Genomic DNA, 18,425 nt, shown 5'->3' with positions numbered 1-18,425 from the left:
AGATAAAAACTATGAGTCAGCAAAATTATAACGCCGAAGCCATTGAAGTATTAAATGGGTTAGAACCTGTTAAACGCCGTCCTGGTATGTACACCGACACCACCCGTCCTAATCACTTAGGACAAGAGGTTATTGATAACAGTGTCGATGAAGCCATGGCCGGACATGCCACTAGAATTGATGTCATTTTGCATGAAGATAATTCGCTAGAAGTTAGCGATGATGGCCGTGGTATGCCTATCGATATTCACCCAGAAGAAGGTATTCCTGGGGTCGAATTGATTTTTACCAAGCTGCATGCTGGTGGCAAGTTCTCTAATAAAAACTACCAATTTTCAGGTGGTTTGCACGGGGTAGGGATCTCCGTGGTTAATGCATTATCAACGCGCGTTGAAGTGGTTGTGCGCCGCGATGCACAACAATACATGATGGCGTTTGAAAGCGGTGATAAAGTTGAAGATCTTCATGTTATAGGCACCGTAGGTAAACGTAATACAGGTACAACTGTACGTTTTTGGCCTGATGTAAGCTACTTTGACTCAGCTAATTTCTCGTTGACTAAATTACATCATTTATTAAAAGCTAAAGCCGTACTTTGCCCAGGCTTACGTATTAAGTTTGTTAATAAACAAACCAAAGAAACCCAAGAGTGGTATTACGAAACAGGCCTTAAAGACTACTTAAACGAAGCTGTTAAAGGTTACGAAGTACTGCCAAAAGACCCATTTACCGGTGAGTTTTCAAGTTCAACGGAAGGTGCTGATTGGGCGGTTGTTTGGTTACCTGAAGGCGGTGAATCGATAGCTGAAAGTTACGTTAACTTAATACCAACTGCGCAAGGCGGTACTCACGTAAATGGTTTGCGACAAGGTTTACTTGAGGCTATGCGTGAGTTTTGTGAATTTAGAAACTTACTGCCGCGTGGCGTTAAGCTCACCCCCGATGACATTTGGGAACGGTGTAGCTACGTTTTATCAGTGAAAATGCAAGATCCACAATTTGCTGGTCAAACCAAAGAGAAATTATCTTCTCGTTCGTGCTCGGCATTTGTATCTGGGGTGGTAAAAGATGCATTCAGTTTATGGTTAAATGAGCACACCGATACTGCTGAGTTACTGTCAGAGTTATGTATTTCTAATGCACAAAAACGTCTTCGCGCAGCCAAAAAAGTGGTGCGTAAGCGTGTTACCGCAGGCCCCGCATTACCGGGCAAATTAACCGACTGTAGCGCTGCAGATAACGACCGTACTGAGCTGTTTTTAGTAGAAGGTGACTCAGCTGGTGGCTCAGCTAAACAAGCACGTGATCGTGAGTTTCAGGCAATAATGCCACTACGTGGTAAAATTTTGAATACGTGGGAAGTTGAATCAGGGCAAATTTTAGCGTCACAAGAGGTGCACGATATTTCTGTGGCGCTGGGTATCGACCCTGACTCAACTGATATCTCTTCGTTACGCTATAATAAAATTTGTATCTTAGCGGATGCTGACTCCGATGGACTGCATATTGCGACTTTGTTGTGTGCACTATTTGTTCGTCATTTCCCAACGTTGGTGAAAACGGGTCACGTATATGTAGCTATGCCACCGTTGTTTAGAATCGACATTGGTAAAGATGTTTATTATGCCCTTGATGAAGATGAAAAATCCGGCATCCTAGCGCGTATTGAAGCAGAGAAAAAACGCGGTAAAGTAAACGTACAGCGTTTCAAAGGCTTGGGTGAAATGAACCCACTGCAACTACGCGAAACGACCATGGATCCTAATACTCGCCGCTTAGTCCAGCTAACCTTAGAGGATGAAGTGGAAACCATGGAAATGATGGATATGTTGCTGGCGAAAAAGCGCTCATCAGATCGTCGTCAATGGTTAGAAGATCATGGTAATCGTGCTCAAGTGTGATTTTTAAAGTTGTTTGTACTTGTATCGTATAAAGCTGTAACTCGATTTATACCAATTTATTAAAAACATGATTATTTAGTGAGTTATATCCCCCTAAGGTAAAATAACTCACTAATTTAATGCAATTGGTATTTGCTGACAAACGACTATGTAATCAAAGTCCTGATTACTTAATTAAAGCTCGTATAATCAGTGTTCGCGGTGAGTTCTAAGTCATGGCAAGTTTGCTGTGGTGAAAAAACGTCGCTCAAAGATTTTTAATAGAAAGCAGATTAAGCGTTATATGCAGCGAAGCAGCATGGCCAAATAGGGTAAAATCGATGAATAAATTACTAGTTTCTCTACTAACTTTAGGCTTGCTAAGCCCGTCCTTAGCAGCAAAAGAAATCCTTAAAGAACTCAGTGTTCCTGATGGCTTTACTGTAAACATATTTGCCAGTGATGTGGAAAATGCACGGCAATTAGCAGTATCTAAAAAAGGTATTGTCTATGTTGGCTCGCGCAGAGCGGGAAACGTATATGCACTTATTGATCACAATAGTGATGGGGTTGCTGATAAACAAATACTGGTGGCCAGTGGTTTAACTATGCCATCGGGTTTAGCAATCAAAGATGGCGACCTGTATGTTGCTGAAGTACAACGTATTATCCGCTTCAAGAATATTGATACACAATTAAAAGCACCTAAATATGAAGTGGTATACGACGCATTACCGACAGAAAGTCACCACGGTTGGAAGTTCTTACGCTTTTCACCAACTGGCGAGTTAATCATTCCTGTGGGTGTACCTTGTAATATTTGCGGCGAAGATGAGCGCTATGGGCGAATATTTTCATTGGATGTAAACACCAAACAAATGACCACGTTAGCACAAGGTGTGCGTAACTCTGTTGGTTTTGACTTTCATCCTAGCACCCAGGCTATGTGGTTTAGTGATAATGGCCGAGATATGATGGGGGATGATCTTCCACCGGATGAACTAAACCGCTTAACAACCGAAGGTGAACATTTTGGTTTTCCCTATGTGCATGCAGGTGCCATCTTAGATCCTGAATTTGGTAAAGGTAAAAATATTGCCGATTACAGTGCCCCAGCTTTAGCTTTGGGTGCGCATGTTGCTCCATTAGGGATTCATTTTTATCAAGGTAAACAATTTCCTGCTACTTATAAGCAGCAATTATTTGTTGCTGAACATGGCTCGTGGAACCGCAGTAAAAAATCTGGATATAAAGTGGCAGTTGCCACTATTGAGCAAGGACGTGTGATAAAATACACGCCGTTTATTACGGGCTTTATGAAAAACGAAGAAACATTGGGTCGTCCGGTTGCTTTTGCAGAACTTGCCGATGGCAGCTTATTGATCTCCGATGATTATGCCAATGTGATCTACCGTGTAAGCTATAAAAAAAATTAGGTAGGCTTTGATGAGTGATACAGATACCTTGCTATTGCAAGGAATTGAGCAACAAACAATGGGGCGTTTTACTGAAGACGCCTATTTGAATTATTCCATGTATGTGATCATGGATAGGGCATTGCCACATATTGGCGATGGTCTAAAACCAGTACAGCGTCGTATTATTTACGCCATGAGTGAACTGGGTTTATCGGCAACGGCTAAGTATAAAAAGTCAGCCCGTACCGTTGGTGATGTACTCGGTAAGTATCATCCTCATGGTGATAGCGCCTGTTATGAAGCGATGGTGTTAATGGCACAACCATTTTCTTATCGTTACCCATTAGTTGATGGGCAAGGGAACTGGGGTGCTGCAGATGATCCAAAGTCATTTGCGGCAATGCGTTATACCGAAGCGCGTTTATCTAAGTTCTCAGAAGTACTGTTAAAAGAACTTGGCCAAGGAACTGTTGATTGGACGCCAAACTTTGATGGCACAATGGACGAACCACAAGTATTACCTTCACGCTTACCACATATTTTACTCAATGGTATTACGGGTATTGCAGTCGGTATGGCAACTGACATTCCGCCACACAACGTGCGCGAAGTAGCCAGTGCCTGTTGTTTGCTGTTGGATAACCCTAAAGCTGAGTTAGATCAACTGCTTGAGCATGTACAAGCTCCCGATTACCCAACTGAAGCTGAAATAATCACTTCAAAAGCGGATATTCGTAAAATTTATCAAACCGGCCGTGGTTCGATAAAAATGCGCGCTATTTATACAGAGGAGCACGGCGATATTGTCATTACTGCACTGCCACATCAATGTTCTGGTGGTAAAGTACTTGAGCAAATCGCAGCGCAAATGAATGCCAAAAAGCTGCCTATGGTCGCTGATTTACGTGACGAATCAGATCATGAAAATCCAACCCGGATTGTCATCATTCCGCGTTCTAATCGCATTAAAGTGGAGCCGTTAATGGCTCATTTATTTGCCACTACGGACTTGGAAAAAAATTACCGCGTTAATATCAATATGCTTGGCCTTGATGGCCGTCCGCAGGTAAAAGATTTACGAACCATTTTAACTGAGTGGCTGGTGTTCCGTCGTGAAACAGTGCGCCGTCGCCTGCAATATCGTTTAGATAAAGTATTGGCTCGTTTACATATTTTAGAAGGTTTACTTGCAGCCTTTTTAAATATTGATGAAGTTATTGAGATTATTCGTAGCGAAGACAAGCCAAAGCCTGTGTTAATGGAACGCTTTGGTATTACAGACATCCAAGCCGAAGCAATCCTTGAATTAAAACTACGTCATTTAGCGAAACTTGAAGAGTTTAAAATTCGAGGTGAGCAAGATGAGCTTGCCAAAGAACGCGATAAATTACAGCTGACTTTAGGCTCTGAACGTCGTATGTCGACGTTACTAAAAAAAGAGATTCAAGAAGCAGCAGAGCTGTATGGTGATGAGCGCCGTTCACCGATTGTCGAACGTCTTGAAGCTAAAGCATTAAGCGAAAAAGATTTAATCCCATCAGAATCAGTAACCGTTGTGTTGTCTGAAAAAGGTTGGGCGCGTGTTGGTAAAGGCCATGATTTAGATGTTGAAGGGCTCAGTTACCGGGCTGGCGATGCATATAAAGCCTCTGCGCGTGGTAAGAGTAACCAACCTGCGGTGTTCTTAGATTCTGCTGGGCGTGCATTTGCCACTGATGCGCATGGGTTACCGTCGGCACGAAGCCAAGGTGAACCAATGACAGGTCGGTTTAACCTTACTGCAGGTGCTAATTTTGAGCATGTAGTGATGGGCGAAGACAAACAAGTGTTGTTAATGGCATCAGATGCAGGTTATGGTTTTATTACTGATTTTGTAGATCTAGTAAGTAAAAACAAAAACGGTAAAGCCCTGGTCAGTGTGCCTAAAGGTGGGCAATTATTAGCGCCAATTCGGGTTAATGATGTTGCTAACGATTACTGTATGGCGATATCTAATGAGGGCCGGATGTTGTTATTCCCATTACGTGATTTACCAAAACTAGGTAAAGGTAAGGGTAACAAGATAATCTCTATCCCAAGTGCCAAAGTACAAGCGCGTGAAGAGTTTGTTAAAGTGCTGGCAGTGGTGCCTGAAGGTACCAGTGTTACCTTGCATGCAGGTAAGCGTAAACTGACTCTTAAACCTACTGATTTGGAGCACTATCATGGCGAGCGTGGCCGTCGAGGTAACAAACTACCGCGTGGTTTACAGCGTGTCGATGAAGCGGTTGTAGAGCTGACGGCGATTGATGATGATATTGAGCCGACAGAAACCGAGTAAGTATTTTTTTATATCTATGAATAAAACGGCCTGCTATTGCAGGTCGTTTGTTTTTAAAGCAGAAAATTATTTTAAGCTTACATGTGTTCGCTAAACACTCGTTTAGCGGCAAAAATAACGCTATAATGCTGGCGTTATTATTTTTGGAGCGTTTTCTTTGTTAGCTATTATTCGTATTGTTATTATGGCATTGTTTATTTTATTAAGCTGTGTATTTGGTTTACTCCTTTGTTTAGTAAAACCTTTTCATATAAATAATGTACATATTATTTCAAGTTGGTTTGGCACAGTGGCTAAAATGCTTGGTGTAAACGTGGTTATTACACGCCATCCTGACGCGCAAAATTGTGGCCCTGCAGTGTATGTTGCAAACCATCAAAATAATTACGATATTTTCACTTTACCGGCGGCGGTACCAAAAAACTGTGTCAGTTTAGGTAAAAAAAGTCTTAAGTGGATCCCATTTTTTGGACAGCTATATTGGCTTTCGGGCAATATTTTAATTGATCGGGGAAATCGTTCTAAAGCGGCTAGCACGATCACTAAATCGGCCGATAAAATCAAACAAAAAGGCCTGTCAGTGTGGATTTTCCCAGAGGGAACCCGCAGTTACGGACGTGGCTTATTACCATTTAAAACAGGTGCATTTCACACGGCTTTAAATGCGGATGTACCTGTAGTACCTGTATGTATGAGCACAACATATAAAACCATTAAGCTAAATCGCTGGGACAATGGTATAATCTACATAGACATGTTAGCGCCAGAGCCACTTGATAAAACGATTGGAGCACGTGAACACGCAAAGCGTATTCATAGCAAAATGGCTGCTAGAATAACTGAATTAGATGCTCAAGTGAGAGAAAAGTAATGGAAAATTGGCGTGAAATTAGTGAAGACATTGTAACTTCGTTATTAGAAGATGGTTCTGATCCTGAGATCTTATACGAAGTAGAACATCACTTTGTTTGCGAAGACTTTGTCAAGCTTGAGCAAGCTGCACTAGCTGCGTTTAAACTAGGCTATGATGTTGAAGAGCCTGCAGAACTTGAGCTTGAAGACGGCAGTAAGATTTGGGGCTTTGACATCGTTGTTGAAGCTGAGTTAGATGTTGACGTAATAATGGAAGATGTTGATAAACTAGCACAACTTGCGATCGACACCGACGTAGAATACGACGGCTGGGGCACTTACTTTCAAGAGTAATATGTTATCCACTAGGTCCTAACCACTAGGACCTAGTGTAATTCATACCTATTATTGACTCGCCAACTCGCCAACTCGCCAACTCGCCAACTCGCCAACTCGCCATTTCCTAGTGCTTATTTCGTATTCGTTACTTTTGTTATAGACATTTGTAGTGGATCGTTGATAATCAGTAATTATTATTGTTTGAAATGAATTAATCACTTTATATGCTTATTACCCTTCCAATTTCTGAACTCGTACCAGGAATGTTTGTTGACAGTGTTAGCAAGCAGTTTGAGGGGGTTGATAGTATAAAAATCAAAACTCGCGGCCTAGTTCGCGATAAATCGATCATCAAGCGCTTGGTATCAGAAGGAGTGCAAGAGCTGCTGATAGATTTTACGCAAAGTGACGTGAGTGTTCCTGCCAAATATCAGCTTAAACCTGAAGTCGCGACTGTGGCAGCCGACAAGCCTAAAAAATCAAAAATAAAAAAGGTTATTACAGTTGAGCAAGAGTTTGCCAAAGCGAGTGTGAGCTATGAGCAACATAATCGTAATTTACAAAGTTTATATGGCGATGTTACTTCAGGCTTAAAGATGAATATCGCATTGCTTGATGGCATTGCCAAAGATATCGTGGCATCGGTATTTCGTAATCATAATGCAATGACTATTTTAACTCGTATTAAAGATAAGCATATGTACAATTGGCGACATATGACTAACTGCGCCATTTTTGTCACTGTATTTGCCAAGTACTTAGGTTACAAAGAAAGTGTTGTACAAGAGCTGGCTATGGGGGCCTTGCTACATGACTTAGGCCAAGCTAAATTACCACAAGGGATTTTTTCTAAACCTGAGAAAGTAAATAAGCTTGAGATGCAAGCGATTAAAAAGCATGTAGCGCAAAGTTTAGGCTTGGTAAAAGGCGAAAAAGGCATTACCCCATTAATGCTTGATATGATAGTTAATCACCATGAGCGCTTAGATGGCAGTGGTTATCCTCGAGGTCTGCAGGGCGAAAAACTTAGTCGACCAGCGCGAATTATGGCGATAGTTGACGTTTATGATGCAATGACCGCAGATAGACCCCATCAAATTGGTGATGAACCGATCAACGCATTGCGCTATTTATTAGCTAATAAACACATGTTTGATGGTGAGTTAGTACAGCGGTTTATTAAGTGTTTAGGTGTGCATCCGGTCGGTACGATTGTTAAATTAACCAATGAACGATTGGCATTAGTAACTGAAGGTAATCATCAGAACCCCATTCAACCTAAAGTTAAAGTTTTCTATAATGCTAAGCATAGTCATCATATTACGGCAAAAGATGTTGATTTAACTTCACCAGATCATGACTTAAAGATTTTAGCGAGTATCAAACCATTAGATTATCAGCTTAATTTGGCTCGTTTGTTAAAAGAGCATCTGTTGGTTTAAGCGGTTTTTTGGTTATTGCTTTGTTACAGTGTTTTTTAGTTGATTGCTTAGCCGATAATAGCGCACCACTGAAGCAACTTACCATTAATAATAGCCACAATAAAGTCCCATTCTCTGAATGTAACGCACTGCAGCAGCACACTAGTGCGACTAAAGCACAAACAATAGCACCTAACCAATAATGGTTAACAGGGTTATCGCATTCACCAGCTCTAGTGCAGGCACAAAAATTAGCTTTGCAAAAGCAATATACACTTACCCCACAAAAAGCCAACGCAGCAATAATTAATCCTATTTCCACCGCTTCATCTCCTTTGCTAGTCCTGTTTGGCAGTCTAATAGTGCTTATTAAACAATTCAATCTAAATGATAATTAATTGCAAATGAGTTTTTCGCAGCAGCTTATCCGATGAGTTTTAAAAAACTGTTACTTTGCTGTTAAAAAATGGTTTTTATAGGGTTTTTTAACGCTTTGTTACAGTTTTTTATTTAAAAGTAAGGTACTGTGCAAAGGTTTTGAAGTAACTTACTCCTAATAATTAGAGACAACACATGGGAACCCAAGCATTTTGTTTGGTTAAGGAAACACAATGAAATTTACAAAAACTTTAATTGCAGCATCACTTGCTGTTATGTCTGCAGATACGTTTGCAGCGGCTTTCCAGCTTGCAGAGCAAAATGCCTCTGGCTTAGGGCGTGCATATGCTGGTGAAGCAGCAGTGGCTGATGATGCCTCTGTAGTTGCGCGTAATCCAGCTCTTATGTCTGTATTTAAAGAGCAGCAGCTAAGTATTGCAGGTATTGCTGTCATTCCAGATGTCAGCCTTCGTGGCACTGAAGCTAGTAATCAATCAGTTAACCCTGGTCAACTAAACGACAGCAGTATTGCGCCAGCCGCTTTTGTTCCTGCAGGTTATTTTGTAATGCCTATCGATGACAAGTTTGCTGTTGGTTTTGGTGCGTTTTCAAATTTTGGTTTATCAACTGAATTTGAAGCAGATTACCCTGCAGGCCAGCTTGCTGGTGAAACAGAGATTGTTACTGTAAATATGAACGTAAGTGGTTCATACAAAATCAATGAGCAATTTAGTGTTGGCCTTGGCTTAAACTATGTTTATGCAGATGCGAAAATCATTCGTAACTTTGGTGCCAATCCATTAGGTTTACCAGCACAAACTCAAGCAGTACATTTAGAAGGCGATGATACTGGCTTTGGTTGGAACTTAGGAGCTAGCTATCAGATTGATGAAAATAGTCGCTTTGGTTTTAACTATCGTAGCGAGACAGATATCACATTTGATGGCGAGTTTTCTAACCAATTACCTGCACAAATCGGTGGCCTAGCTGGCGTAAGTGTACCTGGAAGTGTTGAAATCACTCTCCCTGCGATTGCTGAGTTCTCTGGTACACACCAGTTAGATGAGAAAACAGGCTTACACTACAGTGTATTATGGACTGGTTGGGATAGTTTCCAAAAGCTAGAAGCTTATGTTCCAGGCAAAGATACACCTGTATTCTCTAAAGATGAGCACTTCTCAAACTCAATGCGTTACTCAATCGGTGGCGATTATCAGTTTAACGATGCTGTACTATTACGTGCTGGTATTGCTTATGATGAATCACCAGCCGATCAAAAACACCTGTCGATTTCTATCCCTGATACTGACCGTTTTTGGTACTCGTTTGGTGTTAACTACACCATGAGCGAACAAGCAAACCTAGATATTGGTATGAGTATTCTCCGTGGTAAAACACAAAACTTTACTGAATCTGATGGCTTAGGTCAGCAGTGGGGCTTTGAATCAAAAGGTCATGCATACTTATTTGGTGCGCAGTATAACTACACGTTTTAATTTGTAGGCGCGGGTTTATCCCGCGCAAATAAAAAGCCGCGTTATTTATTAACGCGGCTTTTTTTGTGTCTAGCTGTGCGGGGTTCCCCGCATCTAGTTACAAGCTTTCGATCTTGGCTTTTTGCTCAAGTAGTTTTGCTTTCGCATCTGAGAACTCTGCAAGTTTCTCATTTTCTTTAGCAAGGACTGCTTCAGGTGCATTGTTAACAAACTTTTCGTTTGCTAGTTTATTTTGCACTTGAGCTAGGCCTTTTTCGGCTTTTTCAAGCTGCTTAGCAATACGTGCAAGTTCGGCGTCAACATCGATTAGACCTGCCATTGGGATCATGATCTCAAGGTTACCAACATAAGATGTTGCACATGCAGGTGCGTCATCTTTGTTATCAAGCAGCGTAAATTCTTCAATTTTAGCAAGTGATGCTAAGAAAGATTTATTTTCTTCAATACGACGTACATCATCCGCAGATGCATTTGCTAGTAATACTGATAACGGCTTGCTTGGGCTAATATCCATTTCACCACGAATGTTACGAATGGCTAAAATGAATTGCTTAACCCACTCTAAATCATCCATTGCTTTTGCATCAACGTTAGCTTCATTGTAAACAGGGAAGGCTTGTACCATGATACTAGTGTTCGCTGTTTCAAGACCTGCCAGTGGCGCAACACGTTGCCAAATCGTTTCGGTAATGTATGGCATCATTGGGTGCATTAAGCGCAGTAGGCTTTCAAGCACAGTGATCAGTGTATGACGCGTACCACGTTGTTGTGCTTCATTGCCTTTGAATAATACAGGCTTAGTCAGCTCTAAGTACCAATCGCAAAATTGGTTCCAAGTGAACTCATAAAGCGTATTGGCTGCAAGGTCAAAACGGTAGTTATCTAAGTGCTCAGTATAGGTTTTAACAGTTGCTTCAAATTGGCCTAAGATCCAACGATCAGCAAGTGAATACTCTTTAACTGCATCATTTGTAAAGCCACAATCTTGCTCTTCGGTGTTCATTAGTACATAACGGCTGGCGTTCCATAACTTATTACAGAAGTTGCGGTAACCTTCAAGGCGGTTCATATCCCAGTTGATGTCACGACCAGTCGACGCCATTGCCGCTAAAGTAAAGCGCAGTGCATCTGTACCGTGGGCTTCAATGCCGTTATCAAAGGTTTTACGAGTATCTTTTTCGATTTTCTTAGCGACTTTTTCTTGCATCAGGTTACTGGTGCGTTTTGTTACTAAGCTTTCAAGGTCGATACCGTCAATCATGTCGATTGGATCAAGTACGTTACCTTTTGATTTTGACATTTTATCGCCATTTTCATCGCGAATAAGACCCGTAACGTAAACCGTTTTAAAGGGCACTTGTGGCTTGCCGTTATCATCTTTGATGAAATGCATGGTCATCATGATCATGCGCGCTACCCAGAAGAAGATAATATCAAAACCAGTTACCAATACGTCAGACGGGTGGAAAGTTTTCAAATCATCTGTGTTCGCAGGCCAGCCTTGGGTTGAAAAAGTCCAAAGTGCTGATGAGAACCAGGTATCGAGTACATCTTCGTCTTGGCTAAGTGTTACGCTATCAGCAATGTTGTTTTCACGACGTACTTCTGCTTCATCACGGCCAACAAAAACGTTGCCTTCGCTGTCGTACCAAGCAGGAATGCGGTGACCCCACCATAACTGGCGCGAAATACACCAATCTTGTACGTCGTTCATCCACGAGAAATACATGTTCTCGTATTGCTTAGGTACAAATTGAATATCGCCATTTTTTACTGCGTCTTTTGCAGGCTCAGCCAGTGGTGCAACACGTACATACCATTGGTCAGTAAGTAGCGGTTCAATAACCACACCAGAGCGGTCGCCGTAAGGTACGGTTAGAGCGTGATCTTCAATCTTTTCAAGTAGGCCTAACTGTTCAAATTCAGCCACAATTGCTTTACGTGCATCGAAGCGGTCAAGACCATGCAGGCGCTCAGGAATTGGTGCATCAAACTCAAGCTCTTTACCATCAAAGGTGTAGGTTTCGCCTTGGCTTAGAATTGCGGCATCTTTATCGAAGATATTGATCAACGGCATTTGATGACGCTTACCAACTTCGTTATCGTTAAAGTCGTGTGCTGGCGTGATTTTTACACAACCAGTGCCTTTGTCTTTATCGGCATGTTCATCAGCAACAATTTTAATTCGACGATTAACAATCGGCAGTAAAATCTCTTTACCGATCAAGTCTTGATAGCGTTCGTCATCTGGGTTTACTGCAACACCTGAGTCACCAAGCATGGTCTCTGGGCGAGTCGTTGCCACTACAATGTAGTTTTTACCGTCTTGGGTTGTAACACCATCAGCCAATGGGTAACGTAGGTGCCACATGTGGCCTTGTTTGTCTTTGTTTTCAACTTCAAGATCAGAGATAGCCGTGTGTAGCTTTGGATCCCAGTTTACTAGGCGCTTACCACGATAAATTAAATCTTCTTTGTGTAAGCGTACAAACACTTCTTTAACTGCTTCTGATAAGCCGTCATCCATTGTGAAACGTTCACGATCCCAATCAACCGATGCGCCAAGGCGACGAAGTTGTTTTGTGATAGTCCCGCCAGATTGTTCTTTCCACTGCCAAATTTTGTCGATGAAAGCTTCACGGCCTAAGTCGTGGCGTGTTTTACCTTCTTCAGCAGAGAGTTTACGTTCAACCAGCATTTGCGTAGCAATACCTGCGTGGTCAGTACCTACTTGCCATAATGTGTTATTACCTTGCATACGTTTAAAACGCGTTAAGGTATCCATAATGGTGTCTTGGAAAGCGTGGCCCATGTGTAAGCTACCAGTGACATTGGGTGGCGGGATCATAATTGAATATGCATCGCCTTTACCTGATGGTTTGAAGTAGCCTTTTTGTTCCCAGTCTTGGTATAACGACTGTTCAATATCTTGCGGATTGTAGGTTTTATCCATTACACAGAACCTTAAATAAGTACTTAAATGAGTTAGTTAGCTATTTATACAAAAGGTATGTTAGCTATTAATATCTTGCGTGGTGATATTAGCACCGAGTTGGCGTAGCTTTTTAAAGCGCTCACGGGCAGCTTGTTTAGCAGTGGCTTCAACGGGCACAAAATCAAAAACTTGGTTAAACCGACGAATAAAGTCCGGCAATTGTGCAGCCAAGTTAATTAAAACTTTACGATTACCGACTGGCGGGGTAGTACCTATTTCAACGGGCGCACCACCTTTTGGACCTTCACCTTGGAGATTGTGAGGCACAAAACTGTCGGGGTCGAATGACCAAATAGTTTCATCAATGGCATGGGCAATTTCAAGATCATCAACGTAAATAAAGATACGATGACCAAGACGATACTGTTCAGCAGCAATATCAGCCGCTAAGCTAAAGTGATCATCAGCCTTGGCTAATGACTCATCTTGTTGCTTTAGAACGAAAAACTGGGCGTTCATGCTCATTATATCGGGGCTTCCCACAGTATTGAAAATAATACTTAAATCAAAGCAGGGATTTTGCCATATAACGCGTTTTGCTTCAATTAATACGCTAATTTATACGTTAATAAGTGGGGAATAAATAAGGCGCTAAAAAGCGCCTTATTTAAATTTACAATGTATTGTTAAACGCGGGGTTTAATCTTGGCTGGTTTCGCTTACACCGGCACGGTTGAGTAAATATTGCGTAAGCATCGGCACCGGTCGACCTGTTGCGCCTTTGTTTTTACCACTGCGCCAAGCAGTGCCTGCGATATCTAAATGGGCCCAGTTATACTTTTTAGTAAACTTAGATAAGAAGCATGCTGCTGTTATCGTTCCCGCAGAGCGGCCGCCTAAGTTAGTAAAATCAGCAAATGGGCTTTCTAGTTGATCTTGATAATCATCCCACAGTGGCAACTGCCACGCACGGTCGCCACTTTGCTCAGATGCTTTTAACAAGTCATGTGCCAGTGGGTTGTGGTTAGATAATAACCCCGTTGCATGAGCGCCAAGGGCAACAATACAAGCGCCAGTTAAAGTAGCGACATCAATCACGGTTTCAGGTTCAAAGCGCTCAACATAAGTGAGTGCATCACATAATACTAAGCGGCCTTCAGCGTCGGTATTTAGTACTTCAACTGTTTGCCCTGACATAGTGGTCAAAATATCACCCGGACGATAAGCATTCGAGCTTGGCATGTTTTCACAACCTGCGAGTACACCAATTACGTTAATCGGTAATTGCATTTGCACCAAAGCACGCATTGCGCCAATAACACCGGCTGCACCGCCCATGTCGTATTTCATTTCATCCATGGCTTCGCCTGGTTTGAGTGAAATACCACCTGAGTCAAAGGTTAAACCTTTACCAACTAGCACGATTGGGGCTTGATCTTTCGCGCCGCCTTGGTAGTTAATTACCGACATAATAGATTCGTTATCACTACCACGACCAACTGCTAAGTATGAATCCATACCTAACTCTGCCATTTTATCTTCGCCAATTATATCAACCGTAACGTTGTCAAAGTTAGCTGCAAGTTCTTGCGCTTGTTCACCTAAATATGCAGGATTACAGATGTTTGGCGGCATATTCGCTACGTCTTTACATAACTTACTACCTGCAGCGATCGCTAGACCATGTTCAATGGCGCTTTCACCAATGGTAAGTTCGCGGCGAGTTGGCACGTTAAACACAATTTTACGCAGCGGGCGACGCGGGTCACTTTTTTTGCTTTTTAATTGGTTAAATGTGTACAAGCAGTCTTGGGTGGTTTCGACCGCTTGGCGGACTTTCCAGTAGGTGTCGCGACTTTTAACATGTTGCTCAGTTAAAAAGCATACCGCTTCCATCGACCCAGTTTCATTTAGGGTATTGATAGTTTTTGAAATAATTTGTTTGTATTGTTTGTCGTCTAGCTCGCGCTCTTTACCACAGCCGACCAATAGTATGCGTTCACTTAACACATTGGGTACATGATGCAATAACAGCACTTGTCCCGGCTTGCCTTCAAGGTCGCCGCGACGCAATAAATTAGAGATATAACCATCACTGATTTTATCGAGTTGTTCACCAATGGGGGATAAACGACGTGGCTCATAAACGCCAACTACAATACATGCGCTACGTTGCTTTTCAGGACTACCACTTTTTACGCTAAATTCCATTGTCACTCCTAATTTTGAGTCATTTAACCCTTAAATAAGGGTAATAAAATAAAAATCCAGATACTAGCTTAATATTAGCTTATAAACGCTGACTCATTATGTGTATTTGAACTTTATACTTTTGTAGCCATCAATACCACTAATGCGACAATATATCGAGTTGCTAGGTATGATATTTAATGTTGATGACATATAATAAAACCCTAAGTTTACTCAAATTTTCTTACTCTTGAAGTAAAACATCATGTTTAACAGGGGCGATCATTGCTAATTTTCCGTTATTTGACCACTGAAGTTTTAAAGTCTCAAGCTGCTGTATTTGTAACTTTGATGACTATTTTTTTATCTCAAAATTTTGTGGTTCTGTTAGGTGAAGCTTCGGAAGGGGACATACCTGCTCAACTATTATTGTCCGTTATTGCACTTAGGTTGCCGCAACTTGCTTCGCTCATTTTACCATTGAGCATTTTTTTAGGCATTATTTTAGCCTACAGCCGTATTTATGCGGACAGTGAGATGACTGTATTGAAAGCCTGTGGTGTGAGTGAATGGTATGTTGTTCGAGTAACATTAATATCGAGTACAGTATTGGCTATTTTTGCCACTATTCTTACTTTTTACTTGGCACCTTGGGCAAGTGAACAAGAGTATCAGCTTGCAGAAAAAGCAAAAACAGATGCGGGTTTATCTACATTGAGAGCAGGCCGATTTCAGCAAACAGATAATGAAAAAGCTGTTGTATTTATTCATAATATTGAAAATGGCGGTAAAGAGTTACATAAAGTGTTTGTAGCACAGCTACCGAGCGACAGTAAGGATAACTTGGCCCGTTTAGTTTATGCCGAGCGTGGTGTAGTTATCGACTCTGCTACGGGAGAGCAGCAATTGATTTTAAACGATGGCAAAAGATACGAAACAGATGGTTTAACTAAAGCATTAAATCTCACTGAATTTGATGGCTACAGCGTACAAATTCAAGATAAAGAAATAGAACATAAACGGCGCCAGTTAGAAGCAATCTCAACATCTGATTTACGGTTAATGGAAACGCCAGAGGCTTATGCCCAATGGCAATGGCGAATAGCAGTACCTCTATCAATACCGTTACTTACCTTACTTGCTGTACCTTTAAGTGTAGTAAACCCTCGACAAGGTAAATTTGCTAAATTAGTGCCTGCAATTAGTTTGTATTTAGGCTATTTCATTTTATTGAATGCAGCAAAATTTGCCGTTGAAGATGGCAAAATACCGCCTTCAATTGGTTTATGGTGGATCCATTTAAGTGCCTTGTTTATTGGCGGTTTTTTAATAATTAAAGGACGTCCTTTAGGTACTTGGGTGAAAGCGCTACTCACTAAGTGGAGAGGAGGCGCATGATGAAAACGCTTGATTGGTACTTAGGTCGTAGTATCTTGCAAACCACAGGTTTTACTTTAATGGTATTGGTGGGTATCAGTACTCTGATTAAATTTATTGACCAGCTAAGAATTGTCGGTCGAGGCAGTTATGATATCACTACTGCATTACTTTATACCTTGTACAGTATGCCTGGCGATCTGGTGATATTTTTCCCAATGGCTGCGTTAATCGGGGGGCTAACGGGGCTGGGGGCACTCGCTTCAAGTAGTGAGTTAGTGGTTATGCAAATGGCGGGAATGTCACGTTTACAAATTATACTATCGGTGATGAAAACTGCTTTGTTTATGGCAGTTTGTATGATGGCATTAGGTGAATGGGGCGCGCCAGAGACGCAGCTTAAAGCCAAAGAAATGCGTAATCAGGCTATTCACGGTGGTGATGTATTTAATGCTCAGCAAGGTGTATGGGCTAAGGATGGTAATAACTTTATAAACATCGAAAATGTTGATCAGAATGGTACATTACACAACGTGAATATGTATCAATTTGACAAATCCTTGCAGTTAACTCAAATAACTAGAGCACGCGAAGCCGTGGGACGCGAAAATGGTTGGCTATTACGTAATGTAAATAAAGTAAAATTGGGTACGGAAACTATTACGACACAGCAGGTAAAAGAAGAGTTTTATGAATCACAGTTAACCGCTGAAAAACTGGGCGTGGTATCGGTAAAACCAGAGGCGCTTTCTTTCACAGGACTTTGGTCGTATTTAGGTTATTTAAAACAAAATGAGCAAGATACCAGCACCTATGAGCTGGCTTTATGGCGTAAAATTATGCAGCCAGTATCGATTGCGGTGATGTTATTAGTGGCGCTATCGTTTATCTTTGGACCATTACGTACGGTTACAATGGGTGCACGAATTATAATGGGTGTCATCACGGGTATTACTTTTTACCTAAGCAATCAGATATTTGGTCCTGTAGTGGTGGTATATCAGATCCCTGCAATTATTGGTGCTATTTTACCAAGCTTACTTTTCACTGGTTTTGCGATTTACTTACTCAATAAGCGAAATTGATAGTGAGGAGCTAGCAGCCTAGCTCCTTATTGCTAATCTAAAGAACGATAAATTCGTTTGTTTTCTTCTTTTGTTAGCGCAACAACCTCGGTTTTAGACAGGTAATCTTGCAGCGCTCGTTTGTTTTTAAAATCAACTAATACCACTAAATTACCCAAGCCAAGTAATGCGGTTACGCTACGAATAACGGCTTGTGACCAACTAATTAGCTTACCATCGCGAGTTTGTACTTTTAAACGCCATGCGCGCATACCAATCGTTTGGCCACTCTTAGTCCAAAAATAGCCAAAAAACACTAACGCTACAACGACTAAAAGTGTACTGCGAAGACCTGATAACAATAGTGAATTTTGAATTAGCGCAGACACATCCTCAGCACCATTTAAACTAATAACCTCAAGTGAAATAAGCCCTTGTACGGCAAACAAATACAAAACAACGCTTAGCATAGCAAATGCAATAATAGCTAACGTATCGTAAACTAACGACGCAAAGCGACGCCAAAAGCTCGCACGCGGAAATTCAGCAGACATAAATAAACTCACAAAGTTAATATGTGCGCTAGTTTAGCAAATAGCGAGACAAATACTAGCTAGTCGCTTTTATGAGTGAATGTTAATGGTTGCTCAATTGTTAAGCGGTTGATCGTGGTTTTGTAAAAAACGCTTGCTGCTCCTCTTATTGTTTGTATAATGCATGGCATAGAGACAAAGACAGCTTGATAAGTCCTAGCT

General features: G+C 41.4%; 14 protein-coding genes. 9 read left to right on the top strand and 5 right to left on the bottom strand.

Annotated features, from left to right (window positions below; all coding sequences use genetic code 11):
- Window positions 1-11: 11 nt before the first annotated feature.
- The 6 genes from parE (at window position 12) to PVK79_RS20545 (ending at window position 8,251) form a co-directional block, all read left to right on the top strand.
- Window positions 12-1,901, top strand: a complete 1,890-nt coding sequence (parE, locus tag PVK79_RS20570) for a DNA topoisomerase IV subunit B (protein ID WP_145234966.1) — start codon at window positions 12-14, stop codon at window positions 1,899-1,901.
- A gap of 320 nt (window positions 1,902-2,221) precedes the next feature.
- Entirely contained in the window at window positions 2,222-3,316 is a 1,095-nt protein-coding gene (locus tag PVK79_RS20565; protein WP_182734571.1) for a PQQ-dependent sugar dehydrogenase, read from the top strand.
- Between the two features lie 10 nt (window positions 3,317-3,326).
- Window positions 3,327-5,618, top strand: a complete 2,292-nt coding sequence (parC, locus tag PVK79_RS20560; protein WP_145234971.1) for a DNA topoisomerase IV subunit A — start codon at window positions 3,327-3,329, stop codon at window positions 5,616-5,618.
- Window positions 5,619-5,775: 157 nt separating this feature from the next.
- On the top strand, window positions 5,776-6,489 hold the full coding sequence (locus tag PVK79_RS20555; protein ID WP_145234973.1) for a 1-acylglycerol-3-phosphate O-acyltransferase: 714 nt from the start codon (window positions 5,776-5,778) through the stop codon (window positions 6,487-6,489).
- Complete coding sequence (gene rraB / locus PVK79_RS20550) at window positions 6,489-6,824, top strand: ribonuclease E inhibitor RraB (protein ID WP_064667208.1); 336 nt, start codon at window positions 6,489-6,491, stop codon at window positions 6,822-6,824. Before PVK79_RS20555 ends, rraB begins: the two co-directional genes overlap by 1 nt.
- 209 nt (window positions 6,825-7,033) lie before the next feature.
- A complete protein-coding gene (locus PVK79_RS20545; RefSeq protein WP_145234975.1) occupies window positions 7,034-8,251 on the top strand; it encodes an HD-GYP domain-containing protein in 1,218 nt (405 codons plus the stop codon).
- Here the strand turns inward: PVK79_RS20545 and PVK79_RS20540 are convergent.
- Entirely contained in the window at window positions 8,211-8,552 is a 342-nt protein-coding gene (locus PVK79_RS20540; protein WP_149981258.1) for a hypothetical protein, read from the bottom strand. The genes PVK79_RS20545 and PVK79_RS20540 overlap by 41 nt on opposite strands.
- 289 nt (window positions 8,553-8,841) lie before the next feature.
- Here PVK79_RS20540 and PVK79_RS20535 point away from each other — a divergent pair, with 289 nt between their 5' ends.
- Window positions 8,842-10,104 (top strand): outer membrane protein transport protein, encoded by a 1,263-nt coding sequence (locus PVK79_RS20535; protein WP_145234979.1) that lies wholly within the window; start codon window positions 8,842-8,844, stop codon window positions 10,102-10,104.
- A 97-nt stretch (window positions 10,105-10,201) separates the two neighbouring features.
- On the opposite strand, the gene PVK79_RS20530 is transcribed toward PVK79_RS20535, so the two are convergent.
- The 3 genes from PVK79_RS20530 to pepA all read right to left on the bottom strand — a co-directional run bounded on the left by PVK79_RS20530 (window position 10,202) and on the right by pepA (window position 15,250).
- Window positions 10,202-13,057 carry a valine--tRNA ligase gene (locus tag PVK79_RS20530; protein ID WP_182734581.1) on the bottom strand — a complete coding sequence of 952 codons (2,856 nt, stop codon included), beginning with the start codon at window positions 13,055-13,057 and terminating at the stop codon, window positions 10,202-10,204.
- Between the two features lie 60 nt (window positions 13,058-13,117).
- On the bottom strand, window positions 13,118-13,564 hold the full coding sequence (locus tag PVK79_RS20525; RefSeq protein WP_145234983.1) for a DNA polymerase III subunit chi: 447 nt from the start codon (window positions 13,562-13,564) through the stop codon (window positions 13,118-13,120).
- A gap of 174 nt (window positions 13,565-13,738) precedes the next feature.
- A complete protein-coding gene (gene pepA, locus PVK79_RS20520) occupies window positions 13,739-15,250 on the bottom strand; it encodes a leucyl aminopeptidase (protein ID WP_257324380.1) in 1,512 nt (503 codons plus the stop codon).
- 264 nt (window positions 15,251-15,514) lie between these two features.
- Here pepA and lptF point away from each other — a divergent pair, with 264 nt between their 5' ends.
- Window positions 15,515-16,627 (top strand): LPS export ABC transporter permease LptF, encoded by a 1,113-nt coding sequence (gene lptF, locus PVK79_RS20515; RefSeq protein ID WP_257324373.1) that lies wholly within the window; start codon window positions 15,515-15,517, stop codon window positions 16,625-16,627.
- Window positions 16,624-17,691, top strand: a complete 1,068-nt coding sequence (gene lptG, locus PVK79_RS20510) for an LPS export ABC transporter permease LptG (RefSeq protein ID WP_257324371.1) — start codon at window positions 16,624-16,626, stop codon at window positions 17,689-17,691. Before lptF ends, lptG begins: the two co-directional genes overlap by 4 nt.
- Window positions 17,692-17,723: 32 nt before the next feature.
- Here lptG and PVK79_RS20505 read toward each other — a convergent pair whose 3' ends face one another.
- A complete protein-coding gene (locus PVK79_RS20505; RefSeq protein WP_145234991.1) occupies window positions 17,724-18,224 on the bottom strand; it encodes an RDD family protein in 501 nt (166 codons plus the stop codon).
- Between the last annotated feature and the right edge of the window lie 201 nt (window positions 18,225-18,425).

The organism is Pseudoalteromonas rhizosphaerae (assembly GCF_028885455.1).
Lineage (GTDB): Bacteria > Pseudomonadota > Gammaproteobacteria > Enterobacterales > Alteromonadaceae > Pseudoalteromonas > Pseudoalteromonas rhizosphaerae.
This window is presented reverse-complemented; position numbering and strand designations above follow the sequence as displayed.